At 46.8% G+C, this 25,933-nt stretch carries 15 protein-coding genes and 2 pseudogenes; 2 read left to right on the top strand and 15 right to left on the bottom strand.

Annotated features, from left to right (window positions below):
• Window positions 1–5: 5 nt before the first annotated feature.
• From GC102_RS08015 to GC102_RS07995, 5 genes are all read right to left on the bottom strand, one after another.
• Complete coding sequence (locus GC102_RS08015) at window positions 6–2,795, bottom strand: cache domain-containing sensor histidine kinase (RefSeq protein ID WP_171689018.1); 2,790 nt, start codon at window positions 2,793–2,795, stop codon at window positions 6–8.
• Window positions 2,792–3,574, bottom strand: coding sequence for a response regulator transcription factor (locus GC102_RS08010; protein ID WP_171689017.1), 783 nt, complete (start codon window positions 3,572–3,574; stop codon window positions 2,792–2,794). Before GC102_RS08010 ends, GC102_RS08015 begins: the two co-directional genes overlap by 4 nt.
• 122 nt (window positions 3,575–3,696) lie before the next feature.
• Window positions 3,697–4,770 carry a sialidase family protein gene (locus GC102_RS08005; protein WP_171689016.1) on the bottom strand — a complete coding sequence of 358 codons (1,074 nt, stop codon included), beginning with the start codon at window positions 4,768–4,770 and terminating at the stop codon, window positions 3,697–3,699.
• Window positions 4,771–4,809: 39 nt separating this feature from the next.
• Complete coding sequence (locus GC102_RS08000; protein ID WP_171689015.1) at window positions 4,810–5,760, bottom strand: D-2-hydroxyacid dehydrogenase; 951 nt, start codon at window positions 5,758–5,760, stop codon at window positions 4,810–4,812.
• Between the two features lie 23 nt (window positions 5,761–5,783).
• Window positions 5,784–6,953 carry a mandelate racemase/muconate lactonizing enzyme family protein gene (locus tag GC102_RS07995; RefSeq protein WP_171689014.1) on the bottom strand — a complete coding sequence of 390 codons (1,170 nt, stop codon included), beginning with the start codon at window positions 6,951–6,953 and terminating at the stop codon, window positions 5,784–5,786.
• Between the two features lie 364 nt (window positions 6,954–7,317).
• On the opposite strand from GC102_RS07995, the gene GC102_RS07990 reads away from it, so the two are divergent.
• The gene (locus GC102_RS07990; RefSeq protein WP_171689013.1) at window positions 7,318–9,753 is read left to right on the top strand and encodes a sialidase family protein; all 2,436 of its coding nucleotides are present in this window, start codon (window positions 7,318–7,320) and stop codon (window positions 9,751–9,753) included.
• A 262-nt stretch (window positions 9,754–10,015) separates the two neighbouring features.
• Here GC102_RS07990 and GC102_RS40865 read toward each other — a convergent pair.
• From GC102_RS40865 to GC102_RS07955, 7 genes and pseudogenes are all read right to left on the bottom strand, one after another.
• Window positions 10,016–10,141: pseudogene (locus GC102_RS40865) on the bottom strand (alpha-L-fucosidase); the annotation flags it as partial.
• Between the two features lie 45 nt (window positions 10,142–10,186).
• A complete protein-coding gene (locus tag GC102_RS40000) occupies window positions 10,187–16,147 on the bottom strand; it encodes a rhamnogalacturonan lyase family protein (protein ID WP_171689049.1) in 5,961 nt (1,986 codons plus the stop codon).
• A gap of 353 nt (window positions 16,148–16,500) precedes the next feature.
• Window positions 16,501–17,262, bottom strand: coding sequence for an SDR family NAD(P)-dependent oxidoreductase (locus GC102_RS07975; protein ID WP_171689012.1), 762 nt, complete (start codon window positions 17,260–17,262; stop codon window positions 16,501–16,503).
• A 162-nt stretch (window positions 17,263–17,424) separates the two neighbouring features.
• Complete coding sequence (locus GC102_RS07970) at window positions 17,425–18,375, bottom strand: aldo/keto reductase (protein WP_171689011.1); 951 nt, start codon at window positions 18,373–18,375, stop codon at window positions 17,425–17,427.
• Window positions 18,376–18,471: 96 nt separating this feature from the next.
• On the bottom strand, window positions 18,472–18,789 hold the full coding sequence (locus GC102_RS07965) for an NIPSNAP family protein (RefSeq protein WP_171689010.1): 318 nt from the start codon (window positions 18,787–18,789) through the stop codon (window positions 18,472–18,474).
• A 261-nt stretch (window positions 18,790–19,050) separates the two neighbouring features.
• The gene (locus tag GC102_RS07960) at window positions 19,051–19,152 is read right to left on the bottom strand and encodes a YjcZ family sporulation protein (RefSeq protein WP_171689009.1); all 102 of its coding nucleotides are present in this window, start codon (window positions 19,150–19,152) and stop codon (window positions 19,051–19,053) included.
• Window positions 19,153–19,154: 2 nt separating this feature from the next.
• Window positions 19,155–20,963, bottom strand: a complete 1,809-nt coding sequence (locus tag GC102_RS07955) for an alpha-1,3-galactosidase-related protein (RefSeq protein ID WP_216627980.1) — start codon at window positions 20,961–20,963, stop codon at window positions 19,155–19,157.
• 519 nt (window positions 20,964–21,482) lie between these two features.
• On the opposite strand from GC102_RS07955, the gene GC102_RS07950 reads away from it, so the two are divergent.
• Window positions 21,483–22,667: an MFS transporter gene (locus GC102_RS07950; RefSeq protein WP_171689008.1), complete on the top strand. Its 1,185-nt coding sequence runs from the start codon at window positions 21,483–21,485 to the stop codon at window positions 22,665–22,667.
• A 251-nt stretch (window positions 22,668–22,918) separates the two neighbouring features.
• On the opposite strand, the gene GC102_RS07945 is transcribed toward GC102_RS07950, so the two are convergent.
• The 3 genes and pseudogenes from GC102_RS07945 to GC102_RS07935 all read right to left on the bottom strand — a co-directional run bounded on the left by GC102_RS07945 (window position 22,919) and on the right by GC102_RS07935 (window position 25,854).
• Window positions 22,919–24,325, bottom strand: a complete 1,407-nt coding sequence (locus GC102_RS07945; protein WP_171689007.1) for an MATE family efflux transporter — start codon at window positions 24,323–24,325, stop codon at window positions 22,919–22,921.
• Window positions 24,326–25,041: 716 nt separating this feature from the next.
• Window positions 25,042–25,350: pseudogene (locus tag GC102_RS39345) on the bottom strand (winged helix-turn-helix transcriptional regulator); the annotation flags it as partial.
• A 45-nt stretch (window positions 25,351–25,395) separates the two neighbouring features.
• On the bottom strand, window positions 25,396–25,854 hold the full coding sequence (locus GC102_RS07935) for a VOC family protein (RefSeq protein WP_171689005.1): 459 nt from the start codon (window positions 25,852–25,854) through the stop codon (window positions 25,396–25,398).
• Window positions 25,855–25,933: the final 79 nt, after the last annotated feature.

The raw sequence follows: 25,933 nt of genomic DNA, 5'->3' as shown, positions 1-25,933 counted from the left end.
GAATCTCATACATTTGAGGACGCTTCCATCGAGTTGACGTCCTGGTACGGAAGCCGGATTGTCACTGTCGTTCCAACATCAGGACTATCGATCGATAAGCCGTATGCATCACCAAAATGGAGTTTAATTCTGCTATTCACATTATATAATCCGACATTTCCCCGATCTCTATTCTCCAAACGGAGGCGGATCTCATCCAGCTTTTTTGGCTCTATGCCTGGGCCGTTATCCTTAACGACCACCTCGATATGATGCTCCTTTTTCATACAGCTGACATTAATCCTAATCTTGCTGTTATTCAACTTAAGGGTGTGTCTTATGGCATTCTCGATAATCGGTTGGAGGATCATCTTAATAACGATACACTCGTTCAGCGTCTCGTCCAAATGCCAATCGAGATGGATCCTATCCTTATAGCGGTAGCTCATGATCTTCGCATAGGACTGGCAGTAAACGACCTCATCTCTAAGGGTTGTTAATGAGCTGTCTTTCCCCATGGCGTATCGAAACAGTCGACTCAAGAGTCCAATCATATCTACAGCCAAATGGCGTTCTCCCTTTTCGATCATATACATGATATTCTCAAGTGTATTATAAAGGAAATGGGGATTAATTTGTGCCTGCAGCGCCTCCATGTGCAGCTCTTTTTTCTCAAATTCAAGGGATAGCTTCTCTTCATTCGCATAGAGCGTATCCTGTACCAGCTTGTGAATCCTCTCCAGCATATAGTTGAAAGAAATTCTCAACTGTTCAACTTCATCGATCGCAAAGGCTTTATGGAGAGTTAATTGATTAACACGATCAAGATCAATGCTCAGATAACGGTTTTGAATGGAAGCTAGCGGTTGAACTAAATACTGTGACATCAAATAGGAAAATAGGAGAATCAGCAAAAAAAGAATGACCAACAAATAAATATCATCGAAAAAGAGACGTATCACTTGATCTCTTATCTCCGAAGCATCGTATCTGGCGATCACATACCAGGGTAAAGCAGCGATTTTCTTGGAAAAATATATGGCATTGTTCGTGCGGAATAGTGTTCCCTCCGATCGATCCAACTGAAACGGAATGTCGGCTTTCTGCCCGATTTTTCCCATATCAGGATGGGAAATTATGCGTCCGTTTTCATCAATGATAAACGCTTCACTGCCGTTCCCGTTCAGATCGGCATACAGATTGGTGAAGAAAACACCGTTTATATCCGTTTTCATATAAGCAATCGGGCTTGAATAACGATTAATATCAACGATTCCTATGCTTAAGCTTACAGTGGAAGATGCCGTATCTGTCGGTGGAAGCCAGTAAAAAATATTTTTACGGCTAGCGCGCATTTGTTCGAAAAAAGCCGGTTCGATTTGGGTCGCATGCTTATATCGATTGCTGTAGATCAATTGATTATTTATATTGTAGATGCCAATGGCATCCTCTCTGAGAATGGGCAAAAAACTGTCATAAATCAGTTGATCCATATGCTGTTGAAGGTTATCGCCTGGCTGATCAACGTAGGAAACAACAAACGCATCGTAAGCCAGACGGGTCATGGCAGACTCTTTTTGATCGGCAAATAACTCTACCCTGTGAGCTGTCTTATCAAACAACGTATAAAAGGTTTCTTCCAATTCCTGCGTGATGATTTTTGATGATTGCACATAAAAAACCGTAACGAAAAGACATATAGGTAGCAGGATCGTAATTAATAAATACACAAAAAAACGGTCCCTTATCGTGAACCTTTTGTATCTATTCCTTCCATCTTCTACAGGCTCCCATCGTTCCTCCAAGCTGCGCTGCCTACCGATCCAACTGATCAGACTGTGCAAGGGGAACAAAATTTTGCGGCCTATCAAATGCGATAGAAAAAAAGTAAGTAAAGCGCTGCCGCCTAAAATAATGAGTGAATATCCCCCAAGCGCTAGAAGCTGCCTTTTATGAAACCCCGATTCGGTTTCGGCCAAGACGATACGGATGTCATGAAATCCGATATCCCGAAAAAAGTAACGTTTCCCCGAGAGTGGAACTCCGTCCATTTGCTGCGTATTCTCCGCACTTTTCAGCAGTTCATTTATTTCTGGAGTGACTTCGCTCCCCTTAAACAATACCTGGTCCATTGCATCCAAGACAGCCAGCGATTCGCCGTATGGAACAATATGGTTGAATGACCCTGCATTTAAATTGATCGTGAGGATTCCGAGTGTACCTTCTGGACCTTTGATAGGACACACAAAGTAACTCGATTTGTTCCATATGTCCAGCAGATTTCGCAGCGCGTCATCTTTGATGTCCAACGATTCCAAGCCAAATGCTTGATAAGTCTGGTTTAAGGACACGAACGTGATCTGATTGTCCAGATTGGCAAGAGACAGTTGATTGCCTTCAAAATAATAGGAGGAATATTTGGCATTCGAACTATACTGGCCTCCCCTTGTCCAAACCGTAATGCCACTGATGAACTCATTTCCTTTATTCAGATTAAATAGGGAGGACTCTATGTTTTGCGACAGGCTCACCTTTTCATACGAGGTTGCGTTTTGTCGCTCCAATTTGTCCAACGAATTGATTAATATGGTGTTGTTGCGCAAACTATCTATGGTTTGGTAAATATCTTCGAATTGCTTGCGCACATCCGCAGTTGTTTGATTCAATTTCATGGCTTGCATCATATCGGTTTTCTCATCAATATATCGGACGGTTTTCACATAGAGCACATAACCGATAATGATGAGCATCAGTGAAACGATCGAAAGGGAGAAAAGCAACAAAAAACGATTCAGCTTTATCTCTTTTCGCCTCATTTCACGTCTTCCTTGGACAGATCGACCGATCCGACCGATTCTCTATAGGTTTGCGGCGTTACACCGCTTAAACGTTTGAATATTTTATTGAAATACGAAAAATTGCCATAACCGACACTCATCGAAATTTCAAAAACTTTATAATCGGTATGCAGCAGTAGTTTCATGGACTCGTTGATTCTAACCTCATTCAGGTAATCAATAAAATTCATTCCCGTTTCCCGCTTGAATAATGTGCTGAAATAGTTCGGATTGACGTGCAGCCGTTCCGAGACGTCTTCAAGTCTGATTCGCTCTGTATAGTTTTCAGCAATATATTGCTTCGCAACAGCAACATAAGAATTGCGATCTCCATTCGTCTTTACGACCAAAGGATTAACGGAATAAACGGGTTGCCCAGCCTCGTTCTTTAAATCATTAGCGACATCTCGGAACAGCTCGAGGAATTCGTCGCGAATAATCGGCTTAAGCAGGTAACCCTTCACCCCAAAACGGATCGCTTCTTTAGCATATTGAAAATCATCATAGGCGCTCATCAGCGCAACCTTGATGTGAGGAAATTCACTTTTCACGCACTGAGCAAGCTCTAGTCCTGTCATATTCGGCATTAAAATATCCGTCAAAATGACATCCGGATGACATTCGCGTGCCATTTTTAAAGCCTGCTCTCCATCTGAAGCACACCCTGCCACTTCAAATCCAATTTCTCCCCATGGCATGTTGTTGATGACCCTTTCGCGAATAAACTCCTCATCATCAGCAATCAATACTTTGAACATCGGATCCCTTCCCCCCTGTTACAAGCGCTTACAAATAGAGAAGATTGTTTCTCCTTATAATTAGATGTTACCTTGATAAGTATGAAAAAACAACTACCGTCTATCGACGATAGTTGCCTTGCCTAAACCATTATTGCGGTGTCTAACACTGCCGCCATTAAATCAATCCCGGTCCGTTTGAAAGGTGGATCTGTTTCCGGCGCATCGAATGCCGGATCCTCAACCTGCATATAGGTAATGATTGCTTTGCCGGATTTCGTGAACAAGCAATTCAGATTCGTATATTCATTCGGTCCCTCCGCAATATTACCCACCCTTTTCCATGATTCCCCGCCATCTGTAGAAACGGCTGCGCTCAAAGGCGTGCGTCGCCCGAAATGATGCTTGCCGGGTTCGAACTTGCTATCGTTCCATAGTAAAAGGATGGCATCGGTGCCGGGGATCCGCCGTAAGCAAGTGCATGATTCCGGCGATTTCAAACCGCTTGTTTGCGGTAAGCTCCACGTGTTGCCACCGTCAATAGACGTGCACAAAAACACCGCGCCCAATTGAGACCTGATGGACATTAGAAGACGTCCGTCACTCATTTCAGCAACCGAGGCTTCCATGGCACCACGCATAGGCAGATCTACGGAACTAGCGGCACGCGTCCACGTAACTCCTTCATCATCGCTAAAGTAGCATCCGATCTCATTGTGCTGACCACCTTGATGGCCAGTGCCAAAGTGGAATGGAAGCAGTAAACGACCGTTGGACAACAGGTTGATATGGTTCGCACCGCCTTGCAGCCATTGACCCTTCGTACGTTCCCAAATGTGCGTTAACAGTTCCCAGGTTTCGCCTCCATCCTTCGAGACATGTACTTCCATTGTGGAGCTGGATCCCCCCCGATGGCCTCTTAAGCAATGGAGTATTAACGTTCCATTCGGAAGAAGGCACAGACCAGGAGCCTGGACATTGTGATCTTCTGGATTAACATCGATCAGCATCCGCTCGCGTTCCCAAGTCATTCCGCCGTCAATGGAGGTTTTGGCATAAATCCGGCATAGATCGAAATCGCTTCCAAAAGAACCATCATACTTGTGCCAAACCGCTAACAATGAACCATCCTCCAACTCAGCGATTGAAGCCGTATCGTTCCTTGGGTTATTTGCAGAGGATTCCGCAATTGTCGCGTATTTTATTGAACTCATCATGTCATTTCACCTCGCACCTCGGTCATGGTTAACATTTTTTCACAAATTAACCTGATTAAGAAATGGTTTCCCGTCACGGTAATTCATCAGATTGTTCAAGACCAAATGACAGAAACGGTCGAATTCTTTGACCGACCGCCCACCCGAATGAGGTGTAATAATCACATTATCCATTTCCCATAACGGACTTCCCTTCGGAAGCGGTTCTACCTCAAAGACATCAAGCCCCGCCCCCTTCAGCCTACCGCTAATCAATGCCGCATGCAGGACATTCTCATCGACGATACTTCCGCGGGCCAGATTATAGAAATAGGCTCCTTCCTTCATAGAAGCGAACATTTTATAATCAAACAATTTCTCGGTCAATGCGTTGCCGGGCAAGATCAGGATCACATGATCAGCATGCATTATAGCTTCCTTTAATTGAGTGCTCAAGTACATTTCATCCATGTACGGGTGTGATTCTCCGATTTCACGTCGCACCCCAATGGTACGAACGCCCAATGCGCGCAGACGTCGCGCGATTTCTGTCCCGATGCCACCCACACCGACGATGCATGCCGTGCTGCCATACACCTCTTCATATTCTGATTGACGACTCCATTTATGCTTGCTCATATCGCGTATATGATGCGAAATACGGCGCGTCAATGCGAACATCATAGCAATTAAATGCTCTGCTACGGCAACCGACATAACACCGCTAGCGTTACAGAGCGTAAAAGTGGTACGTTCTTGAAGCTTGTTGCCCAAAAAAGCGTCATAACCAACGCTTCCTAATTGGACAAGTCGAACCGGGCTTCCTGCAATCCACTCTGCTTTCGGCCAACCAACCACAATTTGCGATCTTCCTATCTTTTCACGGTAAACAGCCTCAGGAGTTTCTTCGTCAATCTGTTCCATTGTTGCCCAACCAGACAATACCTGTCGGATGCGTTCCATGTGTTTCTCCGTAAAGCCATTGACTGCAACCAAGACGTGAGGTTTCATGGTTTATTTCTACCACCTTCCTATTAGGAAACCGTCAGCGGAACCCGATATACAGAACCTGGAAGGTATGGGTATTTCTCTTCCAGCCCATCTGGCCAATGCACACCCAACCCAGGTGTCGACGGAACCTGTATGTTGCCGTTCTCCATTTTCAAAGGTTCAACCATCATTTCATCCCGCAGAGGATTTGGTACATTAGAAAGCTCCAGAATCGTACAGTTCCTTGAAGCGAACGCTGCGTGGAAATTCCCCATGATGCCCACACCTCCGCACCATGCATGAACGGCAATAGGAATGGACTTACGTTCGCACATTTGCGCTACCTGACGGAACACACTCAATCCCCCGATAACTGCCGCATCAGGCTGGAACAGGTCGAGTGAATTCGCTTTCAAATACGATTCAGCTTCTACTAGGCTTGTTACCGTCTCCCCTCCTGCAACCGGAACGTTGATGTTACGCCGAATTTCCGCAAATCCTGCATAGTTGGTTACCTCCGCCGGTTCTTCAATCCAAAGGAGGTTGTATTTCTCAATACGTTTTGCAATCTCAATGGCAGTCTTTACAGACCATGGATATTTCGCTAATCCTTGTGCAGCATCAACAGCCAATCCGATATCCGGTCCAAGTGCTTCGCGGCATATGGCTACCTTCTCTTCAATCGCGTCGATATCCGGCAACAGGTTGATGCGAATTTTCACCGCCCGGAATCCTTGCGTCACATAGTCACGCATTTCTTGTTTAAGTTCGTCAATCGGCTTATTATTACCACCGCTCGCATAAGCCATAATTTTATTATGCACCTTACCTCCAAGCAATTCGTAAACAGGAACGCCAAGCGCCTTGCCTTTTATATCCCAGAGCGCCATCTCGATACCGCCAATCACGCATTGCGTTAACCCCATTCGTCCCAGGTAATAATTAGCAATCCGCATCCGATCGGACATCTCAAGGACGGACATCGGGTTTTGCCCGATCAGATCGTGCTCCATCTGTTCCGCTAACCCTCTGACTGCTTCGGGTGCATAAGTGCCCGCGTAGGTTTCACCCAAACCATAAATGCCTTCATCGGTTTCCACTTTCAGAAAGGCCGTTGGACGGTATCCCGTTTTCAGACAAATTTCCCGCTCCGCATCCCCTTTATTTGCGTACGGAGCGCTGACAAGAATACATTTAACAGCTGTGATTTTCATTCCGGTTATCCCCCCTCGATGTTCAATTTCACCAAATAACTCGTTTGTTCCGCTATTTATTATATATAAGAAGCACCTGAACGCCGTAACACAATCATTAGAGGTTTATAGTACAATCTTCATTGATTAGGCTACACTTCCATGCATCGGATCGCCGGAAGTCCATTCACCATAATAGTACTTGAATAAATCCACCAAATCTAAAATTCATCCCGTTATCTCATAGAGTTCATAGTGATATTATGAATAAGCATCCAAATTCTACAGGAAGGGTGTGTGATAGCAAGTATCTGCATTTGTATGCGCTTTAAATTTAATGCAATATGGTTCATGGCAATTGTTATGTTGAGAGGAGATTTTATTTATGAAAGATAATCAAAAAAAACTTCTTTATAGCCTCTGTTTCACTTTCATATTTATCTTGACGCTTGGGTTTTTCTTAATTGTAGTTTCATCCGTTGCTCATGCAGCTTCACCACCTTCTTATACGCTTGATGAAAAGGCAGCTTATCAAAATGATGGTTCAAATAACTTTTGGTGGACTCACATGCGGTGCGCGACCATCCCGAGCGGTTCAAGTCCCCAAATTATGTGTACCGTATCCAAAGATAAAAATGAAAGCCCTACCAATTTAACGGATGTTTTCTATGATATAGCCTACACTTCCAGCACGGATCTCGGGGAGACTTGGTCTTCGCTTACAACCATTCCTCAATACCAATGGAAGACATTACCAGATGGTTACCAGGGTATGTTAATTGATCCCGTACCCGTTTATCACAAAAAAACAGGAAAGATCATCCTTTTCGGCATGGCACAATCATACAGTCTTAATTTGACCAAGAAACATAACTACCCCGCTTATGCGATATACGATCCTGCCACTTCAACTTGGAGCAGTGATTGGTATTTATTGGACTGGCCTAATATATACGGTCATACCGGCAGTGTTTATCCATATGAATTAGACGATGGTACCGGAGACATTCTTTGGCCAATCAATTTATTGGACGGGACGGGCACCGTAAAGGTTATTAAAATATCATTTAATGACACTGCGCTTTCTTATAATAGCCAAGGTACAGCCATACCGAATCCAGGGGACAACGGGAACCGTTCCGGCATTGAAACCTCCCTTACTAAGTACAATAACGAATACTTTATGACCATTCGCGATGATATACAGAACAGGTTGGCCAAAAGCAGCGACGGTTTGACCTGGCAGTCAGCGGTGACCTTACAATGGGAGGACGGAACGGCCATAACAGGAAGTATGAATACACAAATGCATTGGGTAACGCAACCGAATGCACTCTACCTGGTCTATACCCGTCAAGACCCTTCTAACACGGATATACTCAGGTATCGGGCTCCCTTATGGATGGCTGAAGTCGATCCGGTTACGCTTCGCGTCAAAAAAAACACGGAACAAATCGTGATGTCTATAACGGACAACAGGGCGCAATTAGGCAATTTTGGAACGACTACTATCACGCCTGACTTGAGCATCGTGACAAGCAACGAATGGAGATCCCTCGTTCCGAATCGGGCCATCGTTTCGAGAATTTGGTGGAATAAGTCTATCGTCGGTAACTGGAGCTTAGATGAAACTTCTGGAACTACTGTTGTGGATTCCGCTACCGGCCTTAATCACGGAACCATAGTGAACGCGACACGAAACACGAACGGCAAATTCGGCAGCGCTTTAAACTTTGACGGCAGCGGCGATTATGTTAACTTAGGCGATCCTGCCAGCGGTGCTTTTGATTTCGGAACCTCACAAAATTTCTCAGTTTCCGCTTGGGTGAAAACCAGTGTAACGGGCACAACCAAATATATTTTGAATAAAGGAGACACGAACTCTTCGTACTGGTTACGATTTGAGGCAAACAATACCATTAAATTTCTTCTCGACTATGGCAGCACCTTTGATGCCGCACAATCGACAGCTACATATACGGATGGGCTATGGCATCATGTTGTTGGTGTCGCCGACAGGCTAACGGGTATTAAACTATACGTCGACGGTGTTCTAGTCGGGCAAGATACCAGCCCTACAAGCGGGACCATTTCCAACTCCCTTCCATTAACAGTAGGAAGCAACTCTACAAGCACAATGAATGGTTTAATTGATGAAGTTAGACTATACAATTACGCTTTGAATTCAACGGAAGTGGGACATTTATACGGGGTGAGCGGAAATTGGAAGTTTGATGAGACCAGTGGAAATACCGCCTTGGATTCTACCCCCAACGGTTATCACGGAACGATTGCGAATGCTGTTCGGAGTGCGAGCGGTATGTTTGGAAGCGCCTTAAGCTTTGATGGAAATGGTGATTATGTATCTTTGGGAGATCCCTTCAGCAATGATTTTGATTTCGGAACCTCAGGAAGTTTTTCCGTTTCCGCATGGGTGAAGACAAGCATAACGGGTACAATCAAATATATGATGAATAAAGGAGATTCAAATGCCGCGTACTGGTTACGATTTGAAACAAATAATACGATTAAATTTTTGTTGGATTACGGTAGTACCAGTGATGCCGTCCAATCAACAGCAACCTTTACAGATGGACAGTGGCATCATGTCGTGGCTGTAGCCGATAGAGTTTTGGGGCTTAGGCTATACGTCGATTCTGTTTTGGTCGGTCAAAACACTAATCTTACGGGAGGAAATATATCTAATGCATTTCCGTTGACCGTAGGCGTCAACTCCGCAAGTACAATGAACGGCCTGATCGACCACGTTAGCATATACGCTTATCCATTAAGTGCAACTGATGTACAAAGCTTTCAATAGATTTCCAACAATCACATTAGAAAAAAGGTAGGCACTGCTTCTAGCAGCATCTACCTTTTTTCTTCCCGAATTATCCGACGCCATATAAGTAATGGCTATACAATTGGGATTCTACCGATCAACAATAATAACCTGCAAAGCTCCTAATTAAAGCTGTGTCCACGCCAGACGTTACGCGAAGCCGCTGCTGCTTGGTGCGAATCGTTTCGAACCTATCGATTTTTTTGTGGCCTATGGCGCTTCCTTTAACCAGCTCGCGATCCTTTCGGATTGGCACATCGCACTCGGCAGGCACCCATGCTGGAGTTTCCGGCAGCCATGTCAACATATCGTTGGTGTACATGCTGAGCTTAGCCCATTCAGCCGTGTTCCAGCACGGATACGGCGCAAATGCTCATAATTTATATGATTTTAACAAATTAACCACATTATTTTATTTTCGTTCTCCCACTAAAACGCTAGCTGTTTGAATCGTTGTGTTTCCTGCTAAGTCAGCAGCCGTATAGGTGATAGTGTATGTGCGCCCATCCCCTTTACCTGATCTCTCTGATCGAAGCATAAATTCCGTGTCCAATGTACCGATTTGTGCTCCTTGAATGTCATCTGACGTGTCTCCGTCTCCTAACCCATTATCAGGTTCGTTGCTTGTAATGGATGTAAGAACAACAGATGAGTTGCCAGAAAGGGTATCATTTGCGCTAACAGTTGCTTTCACAGGAATCATTTGGTGATTTGGCGGCCACAGAGAAGTTTGATCCAGAACCAGATTTAATGTAGGTGCCGTTTGGTCAATTTTTACGATTACCGTATGTGGAGATTCAGCGTTACCTTTCTTGTCAACGCTCCAGTAAGTGAGAGTATGCGTCCCCTCTTCTGTGATGATAATGGAAGTACCTTGCTGCTCTGCACCACCATCGACCGTGTAGTAGGTGCCACCCACGCCGGATCCGTTGTCACTAACGGTTAGCGTTACTGTTACGTCTTTGTTCACCCAGCCTGCAGGAGCGTCATCGGTAGTCGTTGGTGGTATTGCAGGTGCTGGCTCGTTCACAATCGTAAGATGCGGTGCAGCCGGCTCTTCCATGCCAGCTCCAAGGTAGAAGCTTGTGTGAGGAGGTTGATTGTAACCGGTATTTTGCCAAGCGACCCCTAAGCGGTATATCGGATCATGCATTAGCGTACGCAGCTTTGTATTGGTCACCGTGCTCGTCGTATAAATACGCAGCTCTGAGCTGTCTGTATTTCTCCACACGATTTCTTCTCGCCAATCTCCTAATAGGTCGGCCTGCAAGTTCGGCGTTGATTTCGTGCTGTTGTTTGACAACGCCCCTTCAGCTGTAAACAACCGGTTCGTCGTATGGTTCACATAGTCCCACTTATCAACGTGGTTGGCGTCTAGAAGCTCGCGGTTCAGGTCGCCGTCCCACCAGATGCCGAAGTTTGTTGAGCTTGGAATGGTCGTGCTGATCAATTCGCCTTTCGCGCTGTAAAGGCCTGTGAGAGGAATATGCTGAGCATTCGTGATCGTTGCAGCCCACACCTCTTCCCCCAAATAGTTCGGATCGATATCTGCCGACATACCGCGTCCGGTATCAATTCCTGTCTTAATACCCCAGAGAATTTCACCCGTTTTCGCATCACGGAAGTCCATGCCATAAGGGGAATCCAGATGCTCATGCACATTGAAGAATTCTAACCCTGGTCTGGAAGGGTCCAGGTCGCCTAGATGCTGCGCGTCCCCGTGACCGAGTCCGGTGTTATATAGCGGTGTACCATCATCATCGATGGCCATAGCCCCGAACGTGATCTCATCCTTGCCGTCGCCGTCTACGTCGCCGATGGACAAGTTATGATCTCCTTGTGCTGTATAGGCAGCTCCAAGTCCTTCATCATTCGTATCGAAACGCCATTTTTTCGTCAATGCGCCATTCTTGAAATCGTAGGCAACAATCACCGTTCTTGTATAATAGCCACGGCTGAAAATCAAGCTCGGGTGCTCACCGTCGAGGTAAGCAACTGCTGCCAGGAAACGGTCCACCCGATTGCCATAAGGGTCGCCCCAATCCGAAACGACTCCGCGAGGCGGATCGTAGTCCGTCGTTGCAATTGCTTTTCCAGTCAAACCATTAAAGACGGTTAAATATTCAGGTCCTTCCAGCACATAACCACTGCTGTTCCGGTGATCGGCCGTTGCGTCACCAATAGCCATACCTGTTCCGTCAATTGTGCCATTGGCTGTTTTGAACGTAACTTCCGCTTTGCCGTCCCCATCCAGGTCGTAAACCTGGAACTGTGTGTAGTGCGCTCCAGCTCGAATGTTCGGTCCAAGGTCGATTCGCCACAGGCGAGTACCGTCCAGCTTGTAGGCATCGACATAAACGTTGCCGGTATATCCGGCCTGAGAGTTATCTTTGGAGTTGGACGGATCCCACTTCACGATCAACTCGTACGTGCCGTCGCCATCCACATCGCCGACACTAGTGTCGTTCGCACTGTAGGTGTAGGCCTCTCCGGATTTCGTGATGCCGCCCTCCGGCTTCTGGAGCGGTATGGCCATATAATTGTTTTGCCATACAGATGCTTCTTTTGAAGCCACTTTCTCACTACCTCCGTTAACGGTTTTCAGAAGATATACAGATGTATCCGTTCCCGCTTCATCGAGCAGATTTGTTGCGCCTGTGATCGGTTCTGCATTTACTTTGACACCGCTGCGGTACAGATTGAATGCGATGTTAGATGGGTCTGTACCAAGCATTTTCCAGCCTACATAGACACCATTATCTTGTTTAACTGCTACAAGCGCGCGATCAAGATACTCGGCTTGCCGATACAGTACGGTAACAGCTGGAGTTGCCAGTGTTTCGGACTGCCCGGATACACCTCCTGCGCTTACGGCAGAAACCTTGTAATAGTACGGAATGGTCGTAAGTACTGTCGCATCGGTATAGCTGGATTGGCTGGATTTTCCAATTAACTCAAAGGCGCCATTGGTAGACTCAGCACGGTAAATGTTATACGTTTTAGCTCCTGCGACCGTATCCCAGCTAAGGGTGAGATCATTCTTATTCACACTCACCGCTTGAAGATTAACAGGTATCGCAGGAATTGGAACATTTGGATCAATCATGGATACGGTGAGAGATGTGGATGGGCCGGTTTCCGTTGATGCCAAGTCCACTGTCGTCACTTGGTATTCGTACTCCATCCCAACATCAACAGTGTTATCAACATAAGTGCTCGTCGTTGTGCTGCCCAGAAGCTGGAATTTCGATGTGCCGCTTACTTTGCGGTAAACATGATATTTCGCCACGTCCTCTACCCCCGTCCACGACAGGGAAACGGAAGGACTTTCCGGATCTGTGTTCTTCGCATCGATTTTCAGAGCTGTAGGCGCCATTAAAATCGGTGTAATTTCCAAACCATTTACGATAGCGGTTGCACCGCCGAACTTGAAGTTCATTTGTCCATCACTAACGGAAGTCTGTGAAATAATTTTTTCAACGACGGATTTGTTGCCCGCAGTAACGGTCCCAAAGTCTGTACCTTCGATGGCAATGGTCGTTCTTGCACTTCCCAGATAGTCTCCAACGTAAAGTTTAACGGAATAAAGACCATTCGGCAGATCCACCATGAATTCCCATCCGACATTGAAATAGCCGAGCCAATCACGGAGTAGGTCCGTACCGGTAGCACGATCACGGCCAATCATTCCTGTTGGGTCTTTGATGCCATAACCTTTTGCTGCTGTGTATGTGCTGAAAAGATTGACGCCGGTATACCCATCTTGAACTGGAGAGGTAGCCAAACCGAAGTCGAACTTGATCGTCGCATGCTTTGTTTTGATTACGATAACATCTGACTGCTCGGACTCCCCTTTGCCGTTAACTGCTGTAACTACTACATCATAGGTTAGCCCTTCCGTCATACCTTGTATCGTAGTCGTCGGAACTGTCGACGTACCCACTAAGACGTAAGCGGTGTCTGATGCTAACTTTCTATAAATCTTATAAATATCTGCACCTTCTACTTCATTCCATGTCAATACAGCTCCTGCGTTGCTTACGCTGCTTGCCACTACGCCGATTGGCTTCGATGGAACTGCAGCAGGAGGTGCAACATCCGTGACATAGGCGGAAAGTGGAATGTTCAAGTCTTTAATCCCGCCTGACAGAAGACGCGCGATTTGGATCGCTCCATATTCCTGGAAGTGCGTATCGTCCGCATTACCGCTAGGGAAGGCGGTGTAGGTACCAACGGGTACATGGAGGAAGACCGCGAGCGTTCCAATTGGGCCGATAGTGTCATAGTACGCACGACTTAATGCGCTGAGATCCGCGAGTTTTACATCCATTTCTGTTGCCAGTTCTTTCATCGCAGCTACGTAGGTCGGGAAGCTGACATTGAAGATGCCGGTTGTCGCGTTAAAATCCCTGCGGCCGACAGGCGTTACTAAAACTGGTATAGCTCCACGCTGCCTAGCGCCATTGATATACGTCTTCAGATAGTTTTTATAATCTTCTGGAGATGCATATCGTTCTGGCACGGAGATTGTCGCATCATTATGACCGAATTGGATCAAGAAGTAGTCATTCGGCTTGATCGCTCGCAAAATGTTATCCAACCGGCCTTCCGTGAGGAACGTTTTACTGCTGCGTCCTCCGATGGATTGGTTGCTGAAAGTGATGTCGGAAGTGAAATATCGGGAAATCATCTGCCCCCAACCGGCTTGAGGCTTCCAATACGAATCGTAGGTCTGTACCGTAGAATCCCCTGCGATATAAACCGTTGGCATTTCTCCAGCCACCCGATCCGCTAGCTTTGAAATGACAAGCCCATTAATTTTGGGCGCAGAACCCGAGAAGTTGATATTCAACTGACCATCAACCAGGGCAACTTCGAACGTCTGCTCCAAATACTCACCAGCTGCCTTAGGTGTGAGCGCAATTTTGTTTGCCGTCATTCCTTCTACGGAAACAGCCACTTCCGTTGCCGCATTGGCATCACCTGCCGTAACCGTAACAGCATAATCCCCGTTTGGCAGATCTACATTGAAGGAGGTACCAGCCGGCGATAGATAATCGGATTTCAGTGAATCCGATGTGCCGCTGTTGCCAGAGCTGACGAGCGAAGGATTGGCAAATCCGTATTTCAGCTGGGCTGTGTAGGCCACTGGAGTCGTTATACCGAAATAGCCGTCAGCTACGGCCCCAGGACCGAAATCTAACTTCAGCGGCAGTCCAGCTGGAAGCACATTAGGCGCAACATATATCATGCTTGCTGCCACGCTCGAGGCTTCAGACACCCCTGCCGCATTCGTTGCTTTAACCTGATAGTAGTGAACAGCCGATGTATCGGCCGTGGAATCTGTGTACGTAGTCGATGTTACTATGCCGAGCTCTGTATAAATTCCCGTAGTAGACTCCGAACGGAATACCGTATAACCCGTTGCTCCATTCGATGCTGACCATTGCAAGGACACTTTGTCCGAAGTGACACCACTTACAATCAAATTGGCAGGAACAGCCGGAATTGCAACTGACTGTTTCACTGCCGCCGTTACCGGACTGCTTGCTGCGGATTCAAGACCCCCTGCATTCAGAGCAGTCACTTGATAGGAATAGGTATTTCCTACAGAAACTGCCGTATCGGTGTAAGAATTTACCGTCACTTGTTTGATAAAATCATAATTCGTGACGCTATTCGTCGCTCGGTACACGTTGTAATAGACCGAATCCGTTACACTGCTCCAACCCAGTGATACGGAGGCTGCACCAGGAGTGGAATTAATATTGGTTACAGCGAGTGATTGAGGAGCCGAAGGAGCCGTCGCAGCTGGCACCTGTTCAATGACGAGACCGTTCAAATAACCAGCGCCTGTTCCGCTGTAGCCTGTAGAGATGCCAACTGTTAATTGACCGTCAGTTACCGTGGTGCTGTAGGTTGCTTGTGCAATAGCTACCTTCGTTGAAATCGTTCCTTTCGTCACCCCTTCGAGAGCTACCGTCGTTTTCGTTGTGGACGTACCTGCGAGCAGATCGCCTGAATAAATCGTCACGTTATAATTGCCGTTCGGCACGTCCGCTAAGAATGTGAAGGGCGATCCCAGAATAAAATCGTTCGTCAAGTCCGAACCGCCTGATCGATTCCTTGAGGCTCCTGCTGGCAGCGCTGTTTCAAGCCCATATCCCCGTTCCTGCGTATAGGTTAACTGATCATGAACTTGATTATAGCCTGCCATGACCGGGCTGCTCGCTGAACCGAAATCAAATTTCTTTACAAACGCCTCGGCTGCATGGGCAGTAGATTCACCATAAGGCAGAGCTGGGAGCATATTATAGGAAACCATAAGACCACACAATAGAGATGCTACAATTCGACTTGCTTTCATTTTCATCATACTGAGTCCTCGCCTTCTATCTGTTTTCCCTTCTCCTATGTGTCTGTTCACGTTGCGTAGCATCACACCTCCTTCCAAGTGGGAATGTTTTCCTCTTCACATCATAGATGGTTTTTTTCTTCTTTCCCATGTAAAAAAACGTTCTCTTTGTTTAAAAAACAGTTATTTTGAATGCGCTTCCAATGCAATGTATAGCAAGTATTTAAACGCATTATTAAGCAAAATAAGGTACCAACATCCTGAACACTTTTTTTCTAAGTGTCCAGTCTATGGGTACCCGTTTACTATTTTAGAGGCGTTTATTGTTCCATGAAGTAATGCTGCTGTTTCCAGCCGAGAACTTCCTAGTTTTATATCGTCGGCATTACGTTGCCGCCATTCACGGGAATAAATGCTCCCGTAATAAAACTCGCCAAATCAGATGCCAGAAACGCTACCACATTGGCGATTTCCTGATCGGTACCTCGGCGTTTCATCGGTACATTGCTTTCATACGACTCTTGGCGTTCCGTAAGGTTTTCCCGATCCTTATCGCTGATCGTCCAGCCTGGTGCCACTTGATTAACCGTCACCTGATATTCGCCAACTTCCTTTGCCAGTACACGGTACAACCCGTCCATCCCTCGTTTGCCGCTCACGTAAGCGGATTGGGAAGGGAAGTTTTGCATGGAGCATTCCGTATTAATACCGATAACTCTGCCCTTTTTGCGTTTCACCATGTCCGGTAAGAATGCTTTTGCGAGCAGTACACTTTGTATAACGCACGATTCAAACTGGCTGATGTAGTCTTCTATTGGCTGATCGAGTACCGGTGTCCATTTGTACTGTACAACGGCATTTGCAACGACAATATCTACAGCTCCTGTAAGTCCGAGCGCGCGCTCCTTCATCGCAGTGACCTCACCCGCTTTGGTCACATCGGCTTGAACAGTAACAGCACGGCGCCCGATACCTTCGATCTCAGCCTGTAATTCGGCCGCCTTCGACTCATTCCGCATGTAGTGAATGACAATATCCGCGCCACATAGAGCCAATGTTCGGGCCATGACACGGCCAAGCTGTCCCGAAGCCCCGGTAATAAGCGCTGTTTGACCTCTCAAATCAATGTTCATAAAGACTGCCCCTCTCATTGTCATGAAGTGCATTAGCACTTCATCCAATTCTCTTCTCACCTATACCGATTGCAATGTCAATCAACTTCCAAGTAAGATCGGCCTCCTGCGACTAACGCATGAGGCCGATCTGGATGAACGCTTAGAAGAGTGTGTCAAGCCTTAATCGACAGCTATGTTGCGAATTTCTGCAAGTGTAGCATCATCCAAAGTCACATCAATTGCCGGCAGTACGCTTAAGATGTGGCTCGGCTTGCGAACGCCTACAAGAGCACTGGTCAATGCCGGATGAGCGAGATCATACGCAATGGCAAGCTGAGGCATGGTCATGCCGTACCGGCTCGCGATAACTTTCAGCTTCTCAACGCGGTCCACGTTTTTCCTCAGACCCTCCCCGGTATGTGCAGCGTTGCGGGAGCGCCAATCGTCATCTGAGAATTTGGTGTCGTAGGTATAATTTCCTGACAGGAGACCTGAAGTTAGAGGGCTGTAGGCGACGACTCCGATTCCTTTCTCCAGACAAAACGGCAGAATCTCCTTCTCAACGGCAGGCCTCAGGATGGAATACGGCGGCTGAAGAGAATCAACATGTCGTACGGAAAGCGACGCTTCCAATAACGAAACATTGTAATTGCTTACGCCTACATAACGTACTTTGCCATCTTGTACAAGCTTATCCATGGCGCGCATAGTCTCTTCCGCCGGAGCGTTCGAATCCGTATCCGGCCAGTGCATTTGATACAAATCAATATAATCGGTACCTAGACGACGCAACGATGCTTCCGCTTCGCGAAGGATGGAGTCATAGGTTCCGTTCTTGGAAATGTTTTTGTTCTCGTCCCAAACCAGACCGCATTTGGTTGCCAACACCACTTTGTCACGCTCGCCCTTCAACGCTTTCCCGATAACTTCCTCGGAATGGCCCAGACCATAGACAGCCGCAGTGTCAAAAAAGTTGATCCCGTTGTACAAGGCGACGCGCACGCTTTCTTCTGACAGCTCATCATCCTGGTTGCCCCAAGCGCTGGCCCAACCTCCTCCCCCGATTGCCCAGGAGCCGAAGCCAATAACTGAAATTTCCGGACCATTCTTGCCAAGTTTACGATATCTCATGAGTATAACTCCTCCTACTTCCACACCAATTTTGATTATTACTGTTTATCGTATATGCTACAGCTATGCCGTTACCGTGCGTAAGTTTGCGGAGCCCTATACTTTAAAATATTCCGCTCGTTTCATAAAAATCTGCTCGACGCGTTCAACAATTTTTCCGTCCTGCTCGGATTTTTGTTTTACCTCGTTCCATTCCTTGTCCTGCGAGAAAGTTTCCCACTGTCTTGTCCGTTCTTCCATGCTTTCGTATTTCATCGTGTAATATAGCTTGGGTTGTTCCTCCAAATCCTCCCAGAAATCACACACCTGCATGCCGAGTCTGGCAAAAATACCAAGCGTATGATCGGAAAAACGCTCTCGAATCGCATTGATTCTGCCCGGAAGAATCGTATAAATTCTCAATTCGTAAATCATTCGTCATTCACCTCCGATCATCTAACATTTTCAATTATAGATAATGATTCCTGTCATGAGAAGAAGTGAATAAATTTAAACTAAGTTACTTTAAGTTAACTGTAGGCATAAAATAGGCAGGTAAATCAGACCGCTGAATACTATGTAATACTACTCGGTTGCTTTCGTGGAACAATGAGAAAAAACGACCCGTGTTCGCATCTGTTTCGCGATATGGCCGTCTTTATTTTTCTCGATATTTTTTTGTTGGTTTAAGGATTATTAAATTACAAAAGCTGATGTGATGATTACCAAAAGAATAAAAAGAACCAAGACAAATGCGCTTGAACGTCCATAACCCTCACCATAACCTACTGCTCCCATGTTTACTTATTTGTTCCGATCACTTTTAACTGTTGTACCGGTTGGACCAATACGGCTGTCGGTGCCATTAGTACTAATCGGATGAATCGGTTCAAGCCCTCGCCGGCGAAAACGTTGTCCTTGATTGTCACATCGCTGCATGCTGTCAGACTAATCGCGTCGGTTATCATAGGGGATTGCAGCAACTTGACGGAACTGAGGATCGTATTAGCGGCAAATGTCAAGTGTCGTGTACTCTTGGCGTCCAACACCGCCGTTTCCTTCATCTCAACCCGATTGTTCTCGATGACAATATTCTGGTGAACGGGATGGTCAGACCGTACCTCCGTATTCTCCGGGGCGATGTAGATCACGGGATGCCCGGATTCTCCGCATTCGACAAATACATTGTTGCGGATCATCAGATCCTCCACTCTACCGGATTCATACCAATTCTCAGCATCGTCTGCGACTAGGATAGCGCTCATAGTCATGCGCTCGAAAATATTGTCTGCGATCAATACCCTTTTACGTGTTGTCACCAATACACCGCGAGTCGGAATCCGGGCCATATAATTATTTACAATCTCAACTTCCGGCGTCCATGTCACATTCTCAACTACATCGTCTTCTATTATTCCTTCTGGCGCTAGTCCTTCTAGTGTCACTAGAATCTCACGCGGGTTAACGAGCTTGGCAGAGGCAACCTTAGCGCTGGCGTAAGCTCTAAGTGTGCCAGCATGCACGAATTCGATCTCATCTCCAGGGAAGAAGGCTTCATACCCATAGCTCTGTGCATGCATAAATCTAAGAAGCACCTGATTGGGAGCGGCTTTCTCTGCCACACGCAGATGCGTACCGTGTACATTGATTGCATCGTCGTGAGCCCCGACGAACTTGCTGTCCGCAACCCTTATCATCCCACGGCAGCTTGATACGTGAATGCAGTCTGCGAAAGCCGCGACGGTGCGTCCAGTCTCCGGACGCGGCGCCACGTCCATGCTATCGAACGATATGTTCTCACTGAACTGGCAAACGATGCCTAGTCCGTGCATAAAGTGCATGCCCACATTTCGCCAGGCTGTATTCCTGCTCCTGAGGACGAATGCACCAACCTGATTTCGTATGCCGTCGCGTGTCTGCAGAATCCAGCCGGGTGCTGCAAAGGGGATGTAGCCATCGCCATAATGGAACCGCAACAATCTAGGTTCAAGCTCCTCTACGTATAATGCCAGATCTGTCAGACTATCGATCCGCCATGTCATATTGGACGTATGATCGTAAGCCTGCATAGGTCCATTGTTGAAGCGCCAATCATCACCCTTCCAATGAAGCTTGCCATTTTGAATGTCATAGTGGCTATCATGATGGACCCTGACATCCAGATAACCGTTTCCTACTGCCTCCACTTTCATCTCCACAACGGTCGGATGTTCGTAGTCCGTATTAAGGTTACGGATCGTAACATTCTCGCACCCGTCAAGTACGAACATCGTTATCTTGCTATGAAAGACGAATAAGGAGCCATTGCCCTCGAGTGTGACATTATTTAACCCTTTGATTAGAATGCCGATTGTTTTCGTGACATCCGGATTTTCTTCCTCACTGGTCGTGTTGGAGATATAATACGGTAATCTGGCTGCATGTTCGTCGTAGAAGTCATACCTTCCCTTCAAGCAATTCACTACAACCGGGCCATTGATCTGGGAGGCGGCTTCAAGTGCTTGCCGCATGGGGATTACCGTATCTTTCCTCGAATCCGGAGTTCCTCCGTAGTCACTGAGATGAATGACAGCAGGCTCAAGGTCTTCCATATCTTCAGGAGTAAGCATCGATGAGATCATCCTTCGCGTATAAACAAGGAAATGCTTCTCTGGACAAGCAGAACATTTCTTTGATCGATTCAAATCGATTAGTTACTTTTCTATTCTTCACGTAAGCGCAGTTTCCTGCGCAATTTTCTATAACCGTCGCCATATCTGATATCGACCCATACATCGTTCTCCCGCCACTCTACCATTTCCGCACATAGGTGGATTTATGTGGCGAAAATGTGGTCTGATTGAATTAATAAAAAAGGCAATTACGACATAATCCGGTATGCCTCATTACTCCTTTCATGCATGCAAAAGGGACATGCGAATCATAAGTCGATTCAGCCTGTCCCTTTTTCGGGTTACTATGAGCCTATAAATGTTCATTCTTACTTTTTAGACTATTTCCATTCAAGCACGCCCAACATCCTGATAGCACCTTTTTTTGAGAATAATTGAGTTTATGACAAAACTTGTCACCATTATACTTTACGATAGAAAACGTAAGCAATACAAAACCATTAGGAGTGATCGACTATGCGTAGATATACCGTCCTGTTCTTCTTAATCATGTTTATGATCGGAACCGATACGTTCCTCATCTCGCCCTTGCTCCCGACGCTTCAGACGCAATTCGGCGTATCGACGGGAATCGCCGGGTGGATGCTTGGCGCCTACACGCTAGGCTCGGCCTTATTCGCCTTGATCGCCGGACCTCTGTCCGACGGCTGGAACCGAAGAACCGTTCTGTTGAGCGGCTTGCTCGGTTTCTCCGTCTCAACGATTCTGTGTGGCTTCGCAGACAGCTTCTGGACGATGTGCCTTTTCCGCTTCCTCGCTGGCGTCAGCGCAGCGTTCACGGCACCCCAAGTGTGGGCATCCATTCCCGCCATCATGCCGGCGTCCAGAGTATCGAAGACAATGGGTATCGCCTTCGCTGGACTAGCTGCTTCTCAGGCACTTGGCGTGCCGATCGGAAGCTGGCTCGCTGTCGCCCATTGGTCCGTTCCTTTCTGGACGATTGGAATCGCTTCGTTGCTGCTCATCGTTGTCGCCTTCTACTCGTTGCCCGACATGAAGCCTAATACGTTCGAACGGACGTCAATCCTTCACCGGTATGTCCCGCTGATCATGAGTGGCAAGGCAAGGAGCTGCTTCCTTGCCTACCTTCTCCTTCACTTAGGAAGCGGTACCGCATTTGCCTTCATTGGCAAGTGGATGGCCGAACGCTTCGAACTTCCAATTGGACAGATCGGTACTGTGATGATGTTCCTCGGGTTTGGTACTTTGCTGGGAAGCATGATTAGCTCTTATGTGACTGGAAAGCTAGGTAATTCGAACGCGATTATAGTAGGAATGTCGATGCTCATGGTACTATACACAGTTATGCCCCATCTGACGAACCTCCGTTTCGTGACGATCATCTATCTGATCATTTTCGCGACCCTTGGGATTATCTTCCCGATTGTCATGGGTGCGCTCACTTCGCTGAATGCCTCCATCCGGGGAACAATCTCCAGCCTGGCCAACTCGACGATGAACAGCGCTAACACACTCGGCGCATGGATAGCTGGCCTGCTCTATGTCCAGTTCGGCGGATATTCATCGATCGGCATCTTCTCGGCGGTCTGCCTGGCACTGTCGCTCGGGACGTTCCTGTTCGGAGGCGTCCTTGGGAGGAAAGCGGAGCATACAAGCCAAGAATCGGCGTCCGCTTCCTAAGACAAGGAAGACATTTCGGTCAAATGAAATGCAGCAATGACTTCCCATTCTTCGTTAAATTTCGCACCGTAACAAGGCTGCCGATCGTTCCTGCGGCAGCCTTAGTATAAACGCATGGAAGACATACACGCCAAAAGCAGCTCCGCCTAACGTTTGAAAGACGGACCCGCTTCGATTCCATTTTTACAGAACAACACAACCAATCCCAAACATAGGCCAACGGCGACGTTAATATGGTTTATATTCCCATATCACTTCCCGCTTGCGGGCTCTACCAGGCGGTGCCTGTACCACCGCTCCCCGCGATAACGCCACAGGAAGATCGCACCGCGCACTCCCCACTCCAATTGCATAGCCGCCCACACCCCGAACACCCCGTAGTTTAGCGTGATACCAAACACATAGCCGAGCACAACCCGAAACAACCACATGGTCAGCATCGAAGAGATGGAGGTGAAACGAGAATCCCCCGCTGCTCGCAACGCGCCCGGCAGCAGAAAACTGATCGACCATAGAGGGATTTGGGCTAACATATTGACCAACATAATGAGATACAGATCATCCATGATTTCGGCCGGTGGGCGGAACAGACTAACCAGAGGTTTAAAGAACGGGATCAATATAAGCCCCGTCACCAGAAGGGAGCCAGACGCCAGCCACAGAAACGACCTCGTAAATTTGCGGGCATCCTGAATATTCCCCCTCCCAATGCATTGCCCTACCACAGTGACTAGTGCTGTAGACAATGCAATAGCGGGAATTTGTAAAAGCATAGCGAATACGGAACTGATGGCGTTAGTTGCAATGGCGTAAGTGCCTAGACTGACGATGTAGATTTGGGTTAACATTTTCCCCCCGTTAAAGAACAGCTGCTCCGCAGCGAACGGCAGCCCGATGAACATGATTTTCTTAAACATGGAAAAATTCCAGTTCATCAATTCCTTAAGGCGAATTCGCAGGCTATCATCCATACGGAGCAGGTAGAACAATGCGCATGCCGCTGCCAAATAACGGGAAATATTCACGGCCACGCTCAAACCTAGAACTCCCATTTCCATAAAATGGACAAACAAGACATTCAGCAATACGTAAGAAAAATTTAGGATTAGGGACAACCCCAATGTCACTCTAGTCCTGCCGATCCCCCTCAGCGCTCCGCTGACCGCTTCCTTGAACGCGATCCCGAGATAAGATAAAGCACTTCCCACAAGGTAAGTGCCGGCATGGTCAAACACCTCCGGATCCGCCGTTCCAAAGAGTAACTTCAGGATCGGATGATAAAATAGGAGGACGACCAGACTGAGCGTCACCGCAACCAGAGTCACCGCGGAAACCGAAGCCGCCGCGGCCTTGGATAACATCTTATCGTTCCCACTGCCCTTGTACTGCGCCACCACCACTGTGCCTCCTGTCGCCAAGGCGACGAAGACATTAACCAGGAAGAGATTGAGCGAATCGACCATACTTACTGCGCTGATTGCCGCCACCCCTGACGAACTGATCATCGCGGTGTTCACCAGGCTTAAGCCGACGAGGAAGGCCTGGTCGATGAGGATCGGGAGAAGCAGCGATATGACCTGTCGGTAATCAATGGATTCCCCTGAAAGATATTTGTTCAAAATAGCATGGCATCGAGCCTTATAACGAAACGGAATCATCCTAGATTCACTTCCCATCCGAGAACGTCCAACGAACAAATCATACCAACAATATTCAACAGTTACCCCCGCTATCCTGCCCGTTCGTAGTTGAATAGCAAAAAAAGGACCCACAGCAACGGGCTGAGGGTCTAAGTTTTATATTTTAAAGGGGTCGACGTTTTCCGTTAGTTCAGAGGCATTTTATCCATTTTTCTTAAGAATGAAATAGATGGGAATTGCCGCATATATGGCAATCGAAATATACGGGGAGATGAAAGCGATACCTATTGCGAAGATATAAACGAGTAAATGCAGCCAAGTATTCTTGAATGAGAGCGCATCCTTACTAGTGGTGAACGGATGATCGGTACTCTTTCTCAGTATATGGTGATACAGATAATAATAACTCCCTCCGCAGAACAGGCCGATTACACCATACAAAATAGAAGGGAAATGAAGGCCCGGGTATTCACCCATCAGCGCTGTTGGGAAAGGAATGAAAGCAATAAACATCATTGAGAGTTAGCGATAACGCTATAATGCTTCATCTCTAAGATCGCATTGAAGAAGGGTTTAACTAATGCAAAGAAATGCTGAAAATCGGTGCTAGTTCGAAATCCTTGCATATGTCCCTCCATTGAGTCCCATTCGATTCTGACAATGAAATGATTAGTTTCTTCAATGCCCTTTATAACTTCGTCTGACGTCCCCACCGCCCTTACTTGCAGATCGAATTCGCGCATACGTTGTTTACCCCATTCGCACATAAGCTCAAGAATTGGCTCAACACCTTTGCCATACTCGGTGAGGGAATATTCGACTCTTTTAATCCGCTCGTCAAATACAATCCTCTGAATCAAGCCATCCTCCTCCAGCTCCTTCAATTGAAGGGTCAGTATTCGCTGAGTGATACTCGGCATCCGCTGATGAAGCTGGCTGTAACGTAAAGTCCGCTTGGATAAATGCCTCAGTATGACTGTCTTCCACTTCCCACCCAAAACATCTAATGTCACTTCTACCGGACAGCCATATATTTTGGTCATGGTCATACAACTCCTTTTCCATGCTTTAGTAAGATACAACTGGTACTAATCATTTATCTGACGCATCGCACCTAAAACCAGATTATACCCATCAGGGTCTTGTATGTATGCATTTTTAAACTCCCACTTTCCGTGCACTCCAGTAAAAGGCTCAATCGCAATAATTCCACTTTTGCCACGCACTTCTTCAACCAGTGTGTCCAGGTCATCCCAAGTAACATGAATAAATGAGTCCCAACCGTAATCAGGACCTTCCCATTCGGTCGGATAATCAGGACGCTTTTTTGAGGTGCTATTTGGTCGCACATCATCTGGTGAAACAGCTTGTTGTAGAATAAAAAGCATGCCATCTCGCTCAGCGTGCCCCCATTCGTCTACCTTACAATCAAGTACATCACTATAGTATTCCTGCGATTTTTTTAAATTTGAGACCAACCTAACTTGAATTGTTTGACCGAATCTTGCTCTCCGATTTGTGGATACCTCCGCAACCTGCTCGTTCATTATATATTTCTCCTTTCGATTTCAAAGATTTTCTTAAAAACATACATGATTACATTCGATTATATACCATAATTTCCCT

The organism is Paenibacillus germinis, from assembly GCF_013141785.1.
Taxonomy (GTDB): Bacteria; Bacillota; Bacilli; order Paenibacillales; family NBRC-103111; genus Paenibacillus_E; species Paenibacillus_E phytorum.
Note: the sequence above shows the minus strand (reverse complement) of the source record. Positions and strands in the feature narration are given on the sequence as shown.